We start from the raw sequence: 16425 nt of genomic DNA on the forward strand, positions 1-16425 counted from the left end.
GCCCGGCCTCAGGTCGAGGTGCCGTACCGCTCATCCGTTCCAAGCACCGCCACATGATCGCCAACTTGTGGTGCGGCCGGATCGGGCTGGTCGCACTCCCGTACCACGTGGTCTTCGAACTTCTCCCCCCGTTCGCCGAACTCCCCGCGCCGGTGCCGGTGCCCCCTCGATCTTGTGGAGCGGTGCGGGGCAGTCTCTGTGGAGCTTCACAAGATCGAGGGGAGGGGTGGGGGTGCGGACCTTCCCGCGCCCGCCTCCCCCCGATCTTGTGGAATCGTGCAGGCCCGTCCCTGCGGAACTTCACAAGATCGAGGGGGAGGGGAGGGGGAGAGGGGGAAGAACGCGCGCCGGGCTCAGCCGTTCGCCGCGGCCACCAGCTTGTCCAGCTGGTCGGCGCGTAGTGGACTGCCCGGGAACTTAGCCATCCGGCTCAGCGGCAGGCTGCCCAGCATCATCATCATGGCCGGGTCGGCGGCCATCGCGGCCATCGGGCCCGCGTCGGCGCCGGCCGCGGCCGTGGCCTCGGCGAAGGCGGCGCCGAGGAGTTCGGCGCCGCGCGGGTCGGCGAACCACTCGCCGACGCTGGATTCGGCGGTGAGCGGGACGCGGGCGTCGTCGGCGGCGACGTCGACGGTCACCTCGGAGCGGATGTCGCGGGAGGAGGCGCCGACGGACACCAGGTAGGCGCCGCCTTCGACGACCCAGCGGCCGAGCCGGGTCTCCCAGTAGGCGAGGTCGTCCCGGTCGATGGTGAGCAGGACTTCGGCGGTCTGGCCGGCGGCGAGGTCGACGGTGGCGAAGGCCTTCAGTTCGCGCGGCGCCCGGCTCACCCGCGAGCCGGGGAGGGACACGTAGGCCTGGACGACTTCGCGGCCTTCCCGCCCGCCGGTGTTGGTGACCGGGACGCGGATCTCGACGCCGGTGGCCGTGGCGGTGGCGTTCGCCGTGCCGTAGGCGAAGGTCGTGTAGGACAGGCCGAACCCGAACGGGTAGGCGACCGGAGTCTCGCGGGCGTCGAAGCCGCGGTAGCCGATGTGGATGCCCTCGCCGTAGCGGACGTGCCCGTTCTCGCCGGGGAAGTCGAGGAAGGACGGGTGGTCGGCGAGCTTCACCGGGATGGTCTCGGCGAGCCGGCCGGACGGGTTGACCCGGCCGAACAGCACGTCGGCGATGGCGCTGCCGCCGGCCTGGCCGAGCAGCCAGCCCTCGATGAGGGCGGGCACGGCGGAGTCCCACGGCGTGGTGGCGAGGACGGCGCCGTTGGAGAGGACCACGACGGTACGAGGGTTGGCGGCGGCGACCCGCTCGATGAGGGCGCGGTGTGACGCCGGGAGGTCGAGGGACTCGCGGTCGGCGCCCTCGGTCTCGTGCACGCTGCCGGCGAAGACGACCGCGATGTCGGCGGCCTGCGCGGCGGTGACGGCCTGGGCGATCAGCGCCTCGTCGGGTTCGGCGCCGTCCACGGTGTAGCCGGGGGCGAACGTGACGGCCGCGCTGGTCGACGACTGGATCTGGGTGAGCGCGTCGTCGAGCCGCGTCGGGGTGATCTGCGAGCTGCCGCCGCCCTGGTAGCGCGGGGTGCGGGCGAACTCGCCGAGCACCGCGATGGACACTCCGGATCCGGGCAGCGGGAGCAGGCCGCCCTCGTTCTTCAGCAGGACGATCGCCCTTCCGGCGATCTCCCGGGCCAGGGCGTGGTGCGCGGCAGCGTCGTAGGTTCCGGCCGGTCGCTTCCCGGCCTTCTCCACCACCTTCCGTACGCGGGAAGCGGCCGCCCCGAGAAGCGCCGGGTCGAGCCGGCCCGCCTCGACGGCGTCGACCAGTGCGGCGTCGCCTTCGGCGTCTGGGCCCGGCATCGTCAGGTCGAGGCCGGCCGCGATCGACGTGACCCGGTCGACGACGGCGCCCCAGTCGGAGACGACCAGGCCCTCGAAGCCCCATTCGTCGCGCAGCACCTCGGTGAGCAGCCAGTGATGTTCGCTCGCGTACGTCCCGTTGATCTTGTTGTAGGCGCACATGACGGTCCACGGCTGGGACTTCGTGACCACCCGCTGGAAGGCGCGCAGGTAGATCTCCCGCAGGGTGCGCTCGTCGACGTCGGCGCTGACCCGCATCCGGTCGGTCTCCTGGCTGTTCACCGCGAAGTGCTTCAGCGACGCGCCGACGCCCCTGCTCTGCAGGCCGCGCACCCACTCGGTGGCGAGCACGCCGGTGAGGATCGGGTCCTCGGAGAAGTATTCGAAGTTGCGGCCGCCGAGCGGGCTGCGCTTCAGGTTCACGCCCGGGCCGAGCAGCACCGCGACGTCCTGTGCCCGGCACTCGTCGCCGAGGGCCTCGCCCATCCGCCGCAGCAGGCCGGGGTCCCAGGTGGAGGCGCTCGCGACGGCGGGCGGGAAGCAGGTGGCCGGTACGCCGGCGAGCAGGTCCTCGCCGGCCTGCATGCGGACGCCGTGCGGGCCGTCGGTCACCGTCACGGAGGGCACGCCGGCGGCCTCCACGGCGGTCGTGTGCCAGAAGTCGCTGCCGCTGGTGACGGCCGCCTGCTCGGCGGTGCTGAACTCGGAGGACATGGCGGAACCCCTCTTCGCCTGCGGGAATGGCTTGCTACTGAGTACCTACTAGGTATTAACTGTCCCGAAACATAGCCCCGTCCGGACGGGCGGGGCAAGGGGTGGCTGATAGGAAAGACGCTGTGAAAACCCAGCCCATCCGCCGAGAGCGGGCACGGCTGCCGGCCGCCGAGCGGCGCCGGCAGATCATCGAGGTGACCACCGGGCTGATCGCCGAGCGCGGTTTCTGGGGCCTGTCGATGCAGGACGTCGCGGACGGCTGCGGGCTGACCGTCCCCGGCCTGCTGCACCACGTCGGCTCGAAGGACAACCTGCTGATCGCGGTGCTCGAACACCGTGACGAGACCGACGCCGCGACGCTCGCGGCGGAGCTCGAGGTCCGGGTCGACCAGCTCTGGGCCGAGGGCGCCGGGATCACCCTGCGGCAGGTGTGCGCCGCGCTGGTCCGCCGCAACGCCGGCCAGCCGGAGATCGTCCGGCTGTTCGCCGTGCTGGAGGCCGAGTCGCTGGCGCCCGGGCACCCGGCCCACCGCTACTTCCGGGAGCGCCAGCGCAACACCCGGGAGATGCTGGCGAGCCTCGCGCCGGGCGACGACGCGGCCCGGTTCGAGCTGGCCGGTCAGGTCATCGCGATGATGGACGGCCTGCAGATCCAGTGGCTGCGCGACCCCGCCTCGACCGATCTGGTCGCCGCCTGGGAACGCGCCGCCACCCGGCTCTTCGACGCGCTCTGACCCGTGGAAGCCGCGCCCCGACCTCGTACCCATGAAGCCGCGCTCTGACCTCGTACCCATGGAAATCGCAGAAAGCGCAAGGCGCGTCACTCGGCCGGTGTGGCACCCAGCCAGGCGCGCACTTCGGCGACCTCGTCGTCGGTGAGCGTGATCGAGGCGGCCTCGGCGCGGTTCAGCACGTTGTCGGCGAAGGCGCCGGCGATCTCCCCGGCCAGCGGCGGCGGCTGGCGGTAGAGCGGCGCGCCACCGAACGCGGTGCCCCGCGTGACGAAGGCGATCGAGGCCCGGCTCACGTCGACGCCCTTCTCGGCGAGGCGGTCGCGAGCCCAGCGGGTCGCCTCGGTCAGGTTGAAGTGGTGGCCGGCGGCGTACTCGGCGAGCGCCTGATAGACCGCCGGCCACATCTCCCGGGGCAGCCGGGGCAGGCTGAGCAGCGCGGACAGGCGGCCCACCGAGTCGGGCGCCGGACCGGAACCGCCGTTGGACTCGGGTGGATCGTGGCGGGACTCGTCCCAGACGAAGTGGTTCGAGAACTTCGCGTGGGCCAGCCCCAGGCTCTCCAGCCCGCGGACGAACCCGCCGAAACCGAACCAGTTCGTCTCGTCGACGCTCGGGCCCAGCTGGCGGCGCAGGTCGTGGGCGAGCGAGGCCAGGTTGAGCGGGGCGGTCGCGCCGTCGTAGCGCCAGCGGACCAGGTCGCGGAACTGCTCGTAGGAGACCGGCGTCTCGGCGACCACGGCGGCCGGCCCCTCGGGCGGCTCCTCGTCGGTCTCCACCGGCTCGCCCTGCACCAGCTCCAGCAGCTCCTGGCTGGTGATCAGGCGGTCGGCCACCGCCACGAACGCCTCCGCCGCGTCGGACGGCGAGACGATCGTGGTCCGCCGGTCGGCCCGGCGCAGGCGCACCAGCAGCGGCGTCATGTCCGAGTCGCCGGAGGCGATCACGAACTCCTCGTAGACCACCGGGTCGGCCAGGGCGTCGACGGCGTCCACGACCATCCGGATGTCCGCGGCGTTCTTGGTGTGCGTGAGCCGCGGGCAGTCGATCACCTCGAAGCCGGCGTTCACGAAGAACGGGCGGAACTGGGAGTAGTAGAGGCGCGGCGGGGTGGCCTCCGGATCGGGGTTCGGCACCCAGCCGCCGGGATTCATGTAGCAGCGGACCACGAGCCATCGCCGCGGCCCGTCCACGGTCAGCGAGGCCGTCAGCCGGGCCAGCCACGCGGCCGGCTCCTTGGCGAACTGGATGGCCACGTCAGGGTCCTGTTTGATCAGGCCGCTGAAGACGTTGTCGAAGTCGAGGTATAAAGCGGCGCGCACCCGGGCCATGTCCGTGAACCTACCGTGCCGGGCGGGGGAATGTGCTGGCCCGGCGCGGTTTGGGTTCATTCTCAGCGCCGGGCTTTGGCGCCCGCGATCAGGGAGACGCCGAGGGCGGCGAGGCCGATCTGGAGCGCCAGCTCGATCCAGTCGACGCCGCGGGTGTCGTCCACGCCGAGGATGGCGGCCAGGAACGTGCCGAGCAGCGCCGCGACCACGCCGACCAGCAGGGTGAGCCAGATCGAGATGTTCTGCTTGCCGGGCAGGACCAGCCGGCCCAGCGCGCCGATGATGAGACCGATGATGATTGCGGTGAAGAAGCCGGTTACTTCCACTGCAGCTCCTCAGGTGGGGTGTGGTCGTTCCAGCATGACCCCCCGGCGCCACCCGGTTCAATCTCCTGACATCGATGCGCCGGTGCCGTTCCCGGTCGCGAGGTAGTCCGTGCCCGGCAGTCCGCCGCCGGCCCGGCGGGCGCCGTCGGTGCCGGCCGGGTCGGTGCTCCGGAAGGTCTCCTCCGACCAGTCCTCCTGCTGCCAGCTGTTGTTGTCGGCCCGGCTGTCCGCGGAGAGCCCGATCTCGCCCTGCTCGTTGCCGATCGCCGCGTTGCGCCGCAGCACGGCCGGCGCGGTGGTCATCGCGAAGCCGAGCCCGGTGTTGCGGAACGCCGTGTCGTTGCTCAGCTCGATCGCGCCGGTGTTCCCCTCGTCGACGAATCCGTGGCCGTCGTTTCCCCAGGAGGCGCTGTGCCGTACCCGATGGGCGCTCCGAATGGAGTCGCCGCCGCCGACCGCGAACCCGTTCGCGCCGTTCTCGAACGACCAGGTGTACTCGACGGTCACCGGCGAGCGGAAGTCGCCCAGGTTCACGCCGTCGCCGCCGTTCCGGAACGCCCGGTTGCCGCGCAGCCGGTTGCCGTCGCCGTCGCCGAACTGCACCGCCAGGCCGGAACCGCGGTTGTCGTAGAAGTCGCTGTCCAGCACCTGGTTCCCGGACGTGCCGGCGTCGCGCAGCATCAGGCCGGAGCCGCCGCTGCCGTGCACGGACACCCGCTGGAAGACCGTTTCAGTGCAGGAGAGGCATGTGTACGCGGCGCTGCGCGCGCCGCCGATCTCCAGGTCCCGGATCGTCCAGTAGGACGCCTCCTGGGTGATCGCCCACTTGTCGGCCGGGATGGCGGAGGCGTCGATCACGGCGCGCTCGCCGTCGTAGGAGGTCAGCGTGATCCGCTCGTCCTCGGTGCCGCTCGTGGTGATCACAATCGGGCTGGAGGGCCTGTAGGTGCCGGCGCGCAGGGCGATCGTCTGGCCGGGTTCGACGGTCTCGATCGCCTTCGTGATCGTGGCGTAGGGGCGGTTCTGGGAGCCGTCGTTGTCGTCGTCGCCGTCGGGTGAGACATATATTTCCGCTTTTTTGGCGATTTTTGGTGATGCTGAGGGCGCCGCGGAGGGTCGCCTGGTCGGCTCCTGCCGCGTTTCCGGGGACGGCGGGGCGACGATCGCGACCGGGGGCTCCTCCGGCGTCCCGGGCTCGTAGAACACCGCCCAGGTCAGCCCGCCGCCGACCGCCACCGTCGTGGCCGTCGCCACGGCGAGCGTCTTCTGCTGCACCATCGTGGAGAAGTTGGCGACCAGGCTCAGCGCGGCCGGCTGCGTCGCCGCCGCCCCGCCGGACACGGCCGCCTGCACCGCGGCGGTCACCGCGATCGGGACCGGCAGCAGCGAGATGCCGAGCAGCAGGCGCTCGGGGGAGACCATGCCGGCCTGGTGGACGTGGCACTTCGGGCAGTCGCGCACGTGCCGGGCCAGGCGTTTGCGCCAGACCGAGTCGGTCGCGCCGTCCCAGAACCGGATCGTCTCGGCCAGGTCCGGGCACATCGGCCGGGCCCGCAACGCCCGGACCACCCCGCGGGCGAGATCCAGCTGGGCCTTCATGCGCTGGACGCGTACGGCGGCGTGCTTCGGCTTCACCGAGATCGCGGCGGCCAGCTCGGCCCGGCTCAGGTCGCCGCGGGCCTCCTGCCACCAGAGCGCGAGCAGCTCGCGGTCGCTCTCCTCGAGCCAGCGGCCGGCCTCGGCGAGCTCCCGGCGCTGCTCGGCGACGACGAGCTCGGCGGTGGTCCGCTCGGCGAAGTCGCCGAGCGGGTCCGGCACGTCGACCGGCTCGGGATGGCGCCGCGACAGGGTCATCTTCCGGGAGCGCAGGTGCATCTGGACCCGGCGGTACGCGATCGCGACCAACCATGATCGAAAACGGTCCGGATCGCGGAGCGAACGCAGGCCGCGGATCGCCTGGAGCATGGTGTCCTGGACCAGATCGTCGACGTCCGGATGCCCGTGGAGAGCGCGCCCGACGATGTTGTAGATCAGCGGCAGGTGACTGGTGATCAACTGGTCGAGAGCGCCGGCGCTCCCGCCCTGAGCGGCGCGGACCAGAGCACTGTCAGGCGCGGCCGCAATCTGACTCTCCGTCACCGATCCGCCCTTTTCGCTGAGTATTTGCGTGCCTTCTGTCACTCCCTGTGACTTCATGAGATCGAGCCGTATCGTGGCACAGGATTTCCGAGGCTGTAAAGCCGAAAGTGTTATCCCGCAGGTCGGCGCGCATCTACCGGGATGTGAGCGCTCCCAGTTGTCGTACCCCCGGCATAGGCTGCGGTCGTGAGGGGCGAGCCGAGCATTCTCCACGTCGACCTCGACGCGATGTTCGCCGCGGTCGAGCAGCGCGACAAGGTCTCGCTGCGCGGGCGACCCGTGGTCGTCGGCGGCGTGGCCGGCCGCGGGGTGGTGTCCACCGCGTCCTACGAGGCGCGGGCCTTCGGCGTGCGCTCGGCCATGCCGATGGCGCAGGCCCGGCGGCGGCTGCCGGCCGGCACGGCCTATCTCTCGCCCCGCTTCGCGGCCTACCAGCGCACCAGCCGGGTGGTGATGGCGTTGCTCGCTGAGCTGACACCCCTGGTCGAGCAGGTCAGCATCGACGAGGCCTACCTCGATCTCGCTGCCGGCGGCCACGACCTCACGCCCCGCGGCGTCACCGAGCTGGCCCTGCGGCTGAAACGCGACATCGCGGCCGCGACCGGCGGCGTCACCGGCTCGGTCGGCGTCGCCTCGTCCAAGCTGCTCGCCAAGATCGGTTCCGAGCTGAACAAGCCGGACGGCCTCACCGTGATCCCGGCCGGCCAGGAGCTCGCGGTCCTGCACCCTCTGGCGGTGGGCACGCTGGGCGGGGTCGGTCCGGCCACCGAGCAGAGACTTCACCGAGCGGGCGTCCGCACCGTCGGCCAGCTCGCCGCCGTCCCGCTGGACGACCTCGTCGACTGGTTCGGCCAGGCGCACGGCAACGGACTGTTCCGCCTGGCCCGCGCCGACGACAACCGTCCCGTCGTCGGCGAGCGGGAGGCCAAGTCGGTCTCCGCCGAGGAGACGTTCGACGTCGACCTCACCGACCCGGCCCGCCTCAACCGCGAGCTCGACCTGCTGTCCGCCCGCGTCGCCGGCCGCCTGCGCGCGAGCGGCCTCACCGGCCGCACCGTCAACATCAAGGTCCGCAGCCCGGATTTCACCACGGTCACCCGAGCCGTCACCCGCGACCAGCCCACCGACGACGGCCGCCTGGTAGCCCAGCTGGCCCGCCGCCTGCTGGCCGAGCTCGACACCTCCGCCGGCGTCCGCCTGCTGGGCGTGGGAGTGTCCACCCTGGCCGATTTCGCCCAGGACGACCTCTTCACCGCGGCGTCCCTGGAGGGCTTCGCGATCCCGGAGCCGCTCCCTTCCTCGCTGCGCGCCACCGCGGTGGCCCCCGAGGCCGGGATGGTCACGGTCCTCGAACCTCCGCCCCCGGCCACCGTCGCCGATCCGGAGTTCCACACCTGGCGCCCCGGCCAGGACGTCCTCCACGACCTCCACGGTCCCGGCTGGGTGTGGGGGAGCGGCCTGGGCCGGGTGACGGTCCGCTTCGAGGGCCCGCACACCCCACCGGGCCCGGTCCGAACCTTCCCCATCGACGACCCCTGCCTCCACCCCACCGACCCACCCGATTGGACGGCCGAGCCCGCCCCCTCCACCGAGCCGGTTCGACAGGCCGCGCTCGGCTCTTCACCCGCGCCGGTTCGGCCGGCCGCGCTCGGCTCTTCAGCCGAGCCGGTTCGGCCGGCCGCGTTCGACTCTTCAGCCGCGCCGGTTCGACCGGCCGCGCTCGGCTCTTCAGCCGAGCCGGTTCGGCCGGCCGCGCTCGGCTCTTCAGCCGAGCCGGTTCGGCCGGCCGCGCTTGACCCTCCGGCCGCGCTTGACCCTCCGGCCGCGCTCGACCAGCCGGGCGTGACCGGCGGAGGGGGTGCCGGATAGACCTCGGGTGCCGGGCCGGGGATCGGTGGGGATCCCGGTTGTCCGGCGGTGTCGCGCGAGCGACGACTCGAAGGAGCGCGCCCGTCCCTGCGGGAGGGGGCTCAGCAGGGACGGGCGCGGCTCGGAGGGGCAAGGTCTTGCTGGGCCGTGGCCCTGCCTGGGGCAAAGCCTGCCCAGGAACGGCCTGCCTGGGGTTCGCAGCCGTGCCTGGGGTGCGGCCTACCCGGGTGCGGCTTGCCTGGGGCTCGCAGCCCTGCCTGGGGTGCGGCCTGCCTGGGGCTCGCAGCCGTGCCTGAGGTGCGGCGTACCTGGGGCTCGCAGCCGTGCCTGAGGTGCGGCGTACCTAGGGCTCGCAGCCGTGCCTGAGGTGCGGCCTACCTGGGTGCGGCCTTACCTGGGTGCGGCCTGCCTGGGTGCGGCCTGCCTGGGGCGGGGCTGGGTCAGGCGGGTGGGGTGGCGGTTGCTCGTTCGGCCAGGCGGCGGAGCAGGGGTGGGGTGTCGTAGGCGTCCAGCTCCACCTCGATGAAGACCGGGGATTGGGAGCCGGACGCCGCGGTGAGGGCCTTCGCCAACTCGGTGATGGTGGTCGCCTGGTGGTATTCGGTCGCCGGGCCGGCGAAGGCCGCCACCACGGCGCGCCAGTTCCAGGGGGCCACGTCGTTGTAGCCGGCTTCCGGGCTCTGCAACGCCCTCTCGATCGTGTAGCCGCGGTTGTTCAGCAACAGCACGATCGGTTCGAGGCCGGCCGCGACGATCGTGCCCAGCTCCTGGATCGTCATCTGCGCGGCGCCGTCGCCGATCACCAGGATCGGCCGGCGTTCCGGGTCGGCCAGGCCCTGGCCGAGGACCGCCGGTAGGGCCCAGCCGATCGAGTTCCAGATGGGCTGCCCGAGGAAGACCGTGTCGTCCGGAAGGCGAAGGGCCAGCGCACCCCAGTAGGAGGTGCCGGTGTCGGCGATCAGGGCACTGCCGGACGGCAGCCACTCCTGCATCTCCCGCCAGAACCCGTCCTGCGTCAGCGGCGCCCCCTCGGCCTCGTCCCTCTCACCCGTGGTGGGGAGCGTGAAAGAGGTGCCTTCGGCGAAGGGCCCGAGGGATTGCAACACCTCGGCGAGGGCCTTGACGGCGTCGGGGAAGAGGACGTCCTCGAAACGCTTCGAGCCGACCAGGGCGGAGGTGGCCAGCAGCTGGACGGTCCGGTCGTCCGGCTCGCGGTGGGTGAAGAAGCCGGTCAGCTCGGCGGTCAGGGCCGTCCCCACGTGGATGACCACGTCGGCGGACGAGATCAGCGATTGCGCCGGGCCGTCGAGCATGGTGCCGGCGTAGGAACCGAGATTCGCGGGGGAGGACTCGTCGACGACGCCCTTCGCCGACAGCTGGGTGACGACCGGGACTCCGGATCCGGCGGCGAGCTCGGCCACCGGTGTGCTCAGGGCGTACCGGGAGACCAACTGGCCCACGACGATCGCCGGACGTACCGATGGGGTCAGAAGATCGGCCACCGACTGGCGGAAGGAAGCGACGGCGGCCGGGTCGGACGCGGGCGCGAGGCGCTCGCGCAGCGGCGCCGAGGCGATGCGCTGGAGCGCGAGATCCTGGGGGACGCTGAGGTAGACCGGCTTGCGGTGGGTGAGCGCCGCGAGCAGCACCCGGTCGATCTGGGCGCCGGCGGTCGAAAGGCGAAGCGTCTCCTGGGCCGCCGTCACCTCGGCGAACGCGCGGGCGAAGTGGCCGAAGTCGCCGTCGGCGAGGGTGTGGTGGACGAGCGCGCCGGCCGCCACCGTCGTGGTGCGCGGGGAGCCGGCGACGTGCACGACCGGGGAGTCCTCGGCGTAGGCGCCGGCCACCGCGTTGATGGCGGAGAGCTCGCCCACCCCGTACGTCGTGAAAAGCGCACTCAGCCCGCGCCGCCTCGCATAGGCGTCCGCCGCATAGCCGGCGCCGAGCTCGTTGGGCGAGCCGACCCACTTCAGGCCCTCCACGGCCGTGATGCCGTCCAGGAGGTTGAGGTTGAAATCGCCGGGTACGCCGAACAGGTGCTCCACGCCGAGCTGCCGGAGCCGGATCCCGAGGTATTCGGCGATGGTGACGGCTGAATCGATCATGCCGAAAAGGTTCCTGATCAAGGGCAGGATGCACAACTGGATGGCCAACAGCTGGACAATCTGTACATCAGCAAGATCATTTCGATGAAGAACGTTGTGCGAATGGTGCACAGACTCAGGGGTTGATCCATATCGGTTGATGTGGGCCGGTTGGCAAGCCCGGCGCCGGGGAGTACGAACATTTCGGGAGGACTTCCGATGACCGCTGTTGAGCCTCGTCCCGTGCAGACCCGGCGGTGGCCGGTCCGGCGTCAGATCCGCGGCTCATGGCTGGCCCGGGCCATCCGCACGACCGACGCGAAGCAGATCGGGATCATGTACCTGATCACCGCGCTCGCCTGGTTCGTGGCGGGCGGCTTCATGGCGCTGATGATGCGCGCCGAGCTGGCCCGTCCCGGCATGCAGTACCTCTCCCCGGAGCAGTACAACCAGCTGTTCACCATGCACGGCACGATCATGCTGCTGCTGTTCGCGACGCCGATCGTCTTCGCCTTCGCGAACTTCGTGGTCCCGATCCAGATCGGCGCGCCGGATGTGGCGTTCCCGCGGCTCAACGCGTTCGCCTACTGGCTCTACCTCTTCGGCGGGCTCATCGCGGGCGGCGGCTTCCTCACCCCGGGCGGCGCGGCCGACTTCGGCTGGACGGCGTACACACCTCTGAGCGGCGGGCAGAACTCGCCGGGCCTCGGCGGCAACATGTGGGTGGTCGGCCTGGCGATCTCCGGTCTCGGCACGATCCTCGGCGCGGTCAACATGATCACCACGATCATCTGCCTGCGGGCGCCCGGCATGACCATGTTCCGGATGCCGATCATGACGTGGAACATCCTGCTCACCAGCGTGCTGGTGGTACTGGTCTTCCCGTTCCTGGCGGCCACGCTCTTCGCCCTGGCGGCCGACCGGATCCTCGGGGCGCAGGTCTTCAACGTGAACACCGGCGGGCCGATGCTGTGGCAGCACCTGTTCTGGTTCTTCGGCCATCCCGAGGTCTACATCATCGCGCTGCCGTTCTTCGGCATCATCACCGAGGTCGTGCCGGTCTTCAGCCGCAAGCCGGTCTTCGGCTACAAGACCCTGGTCGCCGCTACCGTCCTGATCACGATGCTGTCGATGAGCGTGTGGGCGCACCACATGTTCGCCACCGGCCAGGTGCTGCTGCCGTTCTTCAGCCTGCTCAGCTACCTCATCGCGATCCCGACCGGGATGAAGTTCTTCGTGTGGATCGGGACGATGTGGCGCGGCCAGATCACCTTCGAGTCGCCGATGCTGTGGGCGATCGGGTTCATGGTGACGTTCCTGCTCGGCGGGCTGACCGGGGTGCTGCTCGCCTCGCCGCCGATCGACTTCCAGGTGCACGACAGCTACTTCGTGGTGGCCCACTTCCACTACGTGCTGTTCGGGACGATCGTGTTCGCGGTCTTCTCCGGGATCTACTTCTGGTTCCCGAAGATGTTCGGCCGGATGCTCGACGAGCGCCTCGCGAAGCTGCACTTCTGGCTCACCTTCATCGGCTTCCACATGACCTTCCTGGTGCAGCACTGGCTGGGCGCCGAGGGCATGCCCCGGAGGTACGCCGACTACCTCTCGACGGACGGCTTCACGATCCTCAACATGTGGTCGACGATCGGCGCCTTCGTCCTCGGTGTCGCGACTCTGCCGTTCGTCTACAACGTGTGGAAGTCGTACCGCGCCGGCGAGGTGACGACCGCCGACGATCCGTGGGGCCACGGCAACTCGCTCGAATGGGCGACGTCGAGCCCGCCGCCGCTGCGCAACTTCGACCGGATGCCCCGGATCCGCTCCGAGCGGCCGGCCTTCGACCTGAAGTTCCCGGAGCTGGCGGCCGGTGGGCAGTCCGCGGCGGGGCCGCCCGAAGGCGGTGCCCGGCCGCTCACCGAGGAATCCGATTCGGGCGCGTCCTATCCGGAGCAATCTCGTTGATTCCGACGGTGATGCGGTGGTCTGTCCCTTTCGCCGGTATGCGCGCATGGTGATGCTTCACTGAACCTGCCGCACCTCGCAAAGGGTGCATTGCGATGAGAGATCGGACATCTTCCCCACCCGGAAGGGAATGCACCACATGCCGATCGCTCGCCGCCCCATCCCCACGCCCCGCCGACGGAGCGCCGCTGTCGTCGCCGCCCTCGTCGTGCCGGCGGCTTTTCTTGCGGCCGGCACGACAAGCGCGGCCGCTGCGACCTCGGACTGCACGGCCGGTCAGTTCACCGCCCGCTCGCAGGCCGACCTCGCCAAGATCACTGTGCTGGACCCGGGACCGCTCCACCGGGATCTGCCGGCCCTCGCCGACGTCCGGCTCGCCTCGTCGCGGGGTGAGGCCGACAGCAAGGGCAGGCCGCACAAGACCGTCGCCACGGCCCGGTACGCCGACGCGAAACTGCTCGGCATCTCCGGCGCCGGCGCCTCCGCCATCTCCACGGCGCCGCGCAGCAACGGGCCGTCCAGTGTCGACCTCGCCAGCGCCGACGTGGCCGGGCTCGCCACCGTCAAGTCCGGCACTGCCCGGGCCGAGGCGACCTGGGACGACGCGTACAAGTGCGGCAAGACCGGGCCGCTCACCCGGTCCGCCACCATGCTGGCCGGGCTCGACGTCCTCGGCGGCACCCACGGGGTTCCGGTGCTCAGCCTCGCCCAGCATCGAAGCAGCCTGCTCCGGGTCGGCCCGACCGGTTCCACGCAGAGCGCCACCGACCTGGTGCGCCTCAAGGGTGGGCAGGTCGGCGTCCGGGCCGGCGCCGGTGCCGCGCTCGGCCACCTGAGCCTCTTCTCCGGCACGTCGCACGAGATCGGCATCAAGGTCGTCAACCAGCCGAAGCTCGAGGTGGTGGCCGCCGGCGACAAGCACCGGTCCACCGTCGACTACCGGCCCGCCGTCCTCGAGGTCACCTCCGGCGGCAAGGCGCTCACCACGCTGCGCAACGCCGGCGCCGATGTCTCGGTCAGCGTCGCCGACTCGCTCGGGCTCATCGGCCGCAAGGGCGAGCACGACGCCACCGTGCGAGTCTCGGTCGGCCGGGTCACCTCGGACGTGAGCAAGCGCCGGGTCAGCGCCGAAGCGGCCACCCTGCGCGTCGAGGTGAAGATCGGCAGCGCCCACCTGCTGGATGTGGCGCTCGGCTACCTCTCGGTCGCCGCGTCGGCGCCCGCGGCCACATCCTCGCCGTCGCCCTCCGCGCCCGCTTCCCCCTCGGCCGCGCCTTCCCCGTCGTCCTCGCGTGGCGGTCACGGCGGCTACTCCTCCCCGGCGCCGTCCGCCTCGCCTTCGGCATCGTCCGTCTCGCCTTCGGCCTCGGCTTCGCCCTCGGCCTCCGTCGTGCCGGTTGCGCTTGGCGAGCCCCTGCCGAGCGACGAGGGTACGGGCGGAGCACTCGCCCTCACCGGCTCCAACGTCGCCGTGATCGGGCTGGGCGGGGTCGCACTGGTGGCGTTCGGTGTCGTGGCGCTGTTGCTGGGCAGGCGTCGCCGGAGCTGAGCCTCCTTTTCCCGCTCTCCCGGCTCCCGTTCCCCGCTCCCGTTCCCCTGCCCGCTCCCCCCTCCCCGCGATCTTGTGGAGTTCCGCGGACCCGTCCCTGTGGGGCTTCACAAGATCGGGCTGGGGGTGCCGTGGGCTGGGCGATCTTGTGGAGTTCTGCGGATTCGGTTCGGTGGGGCTTCACAAGATCGGGCTGGGGGTGCCGTGGGCTGGGCGATCTTGTGGAGTTCTGCGGACTCGGTTCTGTGGGGCTTCACAAGATCGCGGGAGGGGCCGATCGGCCCCTCGGACTCGGCGAGGGCTTCGACCTAGAATCGGGGGCGTGCCGCCGCAGAACCTTCCCTCCCGGGACTCGATCCACCGCGCGGCGGCCGAGCTGTTCGTCCGCGACGGCTACGCGGGGACCACGGTCCGCGCGATCGCGGCCGCCGCCGGTTGCGACCCCGCCCTGGTGATCCGCCACTTCGGATCGAAGGAGGGGCTCTTCCTCGCGACCGTTTCGGTCTCCAAGGACCTTCCGAAGATTCTGGCCGGCCCGATCGACTCGATCGGGCGCGAACTGGTCCGCTTCGTCCTGCGGGCCTCGGACACTCCGGCCGCCGGCGTCTACCGCGCCATGCTGACCGCCTCCGACCGCCCGGAGATCAAGGAACGTCTCCGCGCCTCGATGCACGACGTCTTCGTCGGGCCGCTGGCCGACCGTATCGGCGGCGCCTACCCCGAACTGCGCGCCCGCCTGGTGGCCGCCCAGTTCGCCGGCCTCATCAACGCGTACTGGCTGGTCGCTGATCCGGTGCTGAGCTGCGCCGACCGGCCGGCGATCGTCGCGCTCTACGGAGACGCGATCCAGCGGCTGCTAGACAGCGACGACCCGGGCGCCGCAGAAGCCTGAGCCCCAGCCGATGAATGCGGGCGGACCCCTTCGTCCTGTCTGCGTGGGTGGCGTCTGCTCCCTGGTGCGGCCCGGTGGTGCTTCCTCCCTCGCCCGACATTTCGGAAATGTCGGAAATGCGGCCGCTGGGTTCATGGGTGGAGGTGCCGGCGCCGGGTCCTTGGGTGGAACCGGGGGCGCTGGGTCCTTGGGTGGAACCGCGGGCGCCGGGTCGTTGGGCGGCAGTGGGGGCGCCGGGTCCTTGGGTGGAACCGGGGGCGCCGGGTCGTTGGGCGGCAGCCGCAGGCTCACCGCTTCGAGCCCCTGCTCCGCGGCGACCCGCAGTGGGGGCGCTGGGGCCGTGGGCGGCGGTGGGGGCGCCGGGCTTCTGGTGGCGGTGCTGGGCGAATACCCAGCCGCGCAGCATGAGGTAGCGGAGCGCGCCGATGAGGCTGCCGGTCAGGGCCAGGATCATCGCCTCCTCGAAGGAGGTGGGGTGCGGGCCGGCGACGCCCGCGAACCAGGGGGAGACGACGAGGTTGGCCAGGTAGACGGCTACCGAGGTGAGGCCGGCCTCCCAGTGGAGACGACCGACGGCGGAGGTCTTGACGTTGAAGGTGACCCGGCGGTGGGCCTCGGTGTTCAACGGGGTGATCGCGAAGAGGGCGATCCAGCTGGCCCACGTCGCCGGTACGACGAGGCGCACGGCCACGTAGACGATCGTCTGCAGCACCGTGCTGAGGGCGCCCACCAGCATGAACCAGAGCAGTTGGCGGGGCAGGGTGGCGAGCCGTGGCATGACTGAACGCTTTCGGACAGCAATTCTTACCGTCGTAGTGTCAACATCGTTGACGGCCCCTGTCAACGTTGTTGACGGCGTGACGCGTCTTACCCGTACCCCTGGGCCTTGATCTTTTGAATTGTGTGTTTTAGCAGGTCAGGCGTGGTGCAGGCTCGCCATGGTGTATCGGGATGTCATCGCACTGCAACCTG

The 16425-nt window shown here is 71.1% G+C and carries 10 protein-coding genes and 1 pseudogene; 5 read left to right on the forward strand and 6 right to left on the reverse strand.

Annotated elements, in window-relative coordinates; genetic code table 11:
* Positions 1–353: 353 nt before the first annotated feature.
* Positions 354–2570 carry a glycoside hydrolase family 3 C-terminal domain-containing protein gene (locus AB0G10_RS21525; RefSeq protein WP_360924225.1) on the reverse strand — a complete coding sequence of 739 codons (2217 nt, stop codon included), beginning with the start codon at positions 2568–2570 and terminating at the stop codon, positions 354–356.
* Between the two features lie 122 nt (positions 2571–2692).
* Here AB0G10_RS21525 and AB0G10_RS21530 point away from each other — a divergent pair, with 122 nt between their 5' ends.
* Positions 2693–3304 carry a helix-turn-helix domain-containing protein gene (locus tag AB0G10_RS21530; protein WP_360924228.1) on the forward strand — a complete coding sequence of 204 codons (612 nt, stop codon included), beginning with the start codon at positions 2693–2695 and terminating at the stop codon, positions 3302–3304.
* An 86-nt stretch (positions 3305–3390) separates the two neighbouring features.
* Here AB0G10_RS21530 and AB0G10_RS21535 read toward each other — a convergent pair whose 3' ends face one another.
* From AB0G10_RS21535 to AB0G10_RS21545, 3 genes are all read right to left on the reverse strand, one after another.
* Complete coding sequence (locus AB0G10_RS21535) at positions 3391–4632, reverse strand: NYN domain-containing protein (protein WP_360924231.1); 1242 nt, start codon at positions 4630–4632, stop codon at positions 3391–3393.
* Positions 4633–4694: 62 nt separating this feature from the next.
* Positions 4695–4958 carry a GlsB/YeaQ/YmgE family stress response membrane protein gene (locus tag AB0G10_RS21540; RefSeq protein WP_360924234.1) on the reverse strand — a complete coding sequence of 88 codons (264 nt, stop codon included), beginning with the start codon at positions 4956–4958 and terminating at the stop codon, positions 4695–4697.
* Positions 4959–5015: 57 nt separating this feature from the next.
* Complete coding sequence (locus AB0G10_RS21545) at positions 5016–7097, reverse strand: sigma-70 family RNA polymerase sigma factor (RefSeq protein ID WP_360924237.1); 2082 nt, start codon at positions 7095–7097, stop codon at positions 5016–5018.
* Positions 7098–7283: 186 nt separating this feature from the next.
* On the opposite strand from AB0G10_RS21545, the gene AB0G10_RS21550 reads away from it, so the two are divergent.
* A complete protein-coding gene (locus AB0G10_RS21550; protein ID WP_360924240.1) occupies positions 7284–8966 on the forward strand; it encodes a DNA polymerase IV in 1683 nt (560 codons plus the stop codon).
* A gap of 440 nt (positions 8967–9406) precedes the next feature.
* Here AB0G10_RS21550 and AB0G10_RS21555 read toward each other — a convergent pair whose 3' ends face one another.
* The gene (locus AB0G10_RS21555) at positions 9407–11071 is read right to left on the reverse strand and encodes a thiamine pyrophosphate-binding protein (protein ID WP_360924243.1); all 1665 of its coding nucleotides are present in this window, start codon (positions 11069–11071) and stop codon (positions 9407–9409) included.
* 198 nt (positions 11072–11269) lie between these two features.
* Between AB0G10_RS21555 and ctaD the strand changes: the two genes are divergently transcribed.
* The 3 genes from ctaD to AB0G10_RS21570 all read left to right on the forward strand — a co-directional run bounded on the left by ctaD (position 11270) and on the right by AB0G10_RS21570 (position 15453).
* A complete protein-coding gene (gene ctaD / locus AB0G10_RS21560; RefSeq protein ID WP_360924246.1) occupies positions 11270–13012 on the forward strand; it encodes a cytochrome c oxidase subunit I in 1743 nt (580 codons plus the stop codon).
* 139 nt (positions 13013–13151) lie between these two features.
* Complete coding sequence (locus AB0G10_RS21565; RefSeq protein WP_360924249.1) at positions 13152–14561, forward strand: hypothetical protein; 1410 nt, start codon at positions 13152–13154, stop codon at positions 14559–14561.
* Positions 14562–14883: 322 nt separating this feature from the next.
* A complete protein-coding gene (locus AB0G10_RS21570; RefSeq protein WP_360924252.1) occupies positions 14884–15453 on the forward strand; it encodes a TetR family transcriptional regulator in 570 nt (189 codons plus the stop codon).
* Between the two features lie 445 nt (positions 15454–15898).
* Here the strand turns inward: AB0G10_RS21570 and AB0G10_RS21575 are convergent.
* Positions 15899–16231: pseudogene (locus AB0G10_RS21575) on the reverse strand (GtrA family protein); the annotation flags it as partial.
* Positions 16232–16425 lie beyond the last annotated feature (194 nt).

This window comes from Actinoplanes sp. NPDC023714 (assembly GCF_040639855.1).
Classification (GTDB): Bacteria; Actinomycetota; Actinomycetes; order Mycobacteriales; family Micromonosporaceae; genus Actinoplanes.

What these genes read in the sequence shown, in the direction of transcription:
- AB0G10_RS21525 (WP_360924225.1), bottom strand. Translation starts at nt 2,570, where the DNA reads ATGTCCTCCGAGTTCAGCACCGCCGAGCAGGCGGCCGTCACCAGCGGC.
- AB0G10_RS21535 (WP_360924231.1), bottom strand. Translation starts at nt 4,632, where the DNA reads ATGGCCCGGGTGCGCGCCGCTTTATACCTCGACTTCGACAACGTCTTC.
- AB0G10_RS21555 (WP_360924243.1), bottom strand. Translation starts at nt 11,071, where the DNA reads ATGATCGATTCAGCCGTCACCATCGCCGAATACCTCGGGATCCGGCTC.
- ctaD (WP_360924246.1), top strand. Translation starts at nt 11,270, where the DNA reads ATGACCGCTGTTGAGCCTCGTCCCGTGCAGACCCGGCGGTGGCCGGTC.
- AB0G10_RS21565 (WP_360924249.1), top strand. Translation starts at nt 13,152, where the DNA reads ATGCCGATCGCTCGCCGCCCCATCCCCACGCCCCGCCGACGGAGCGCC.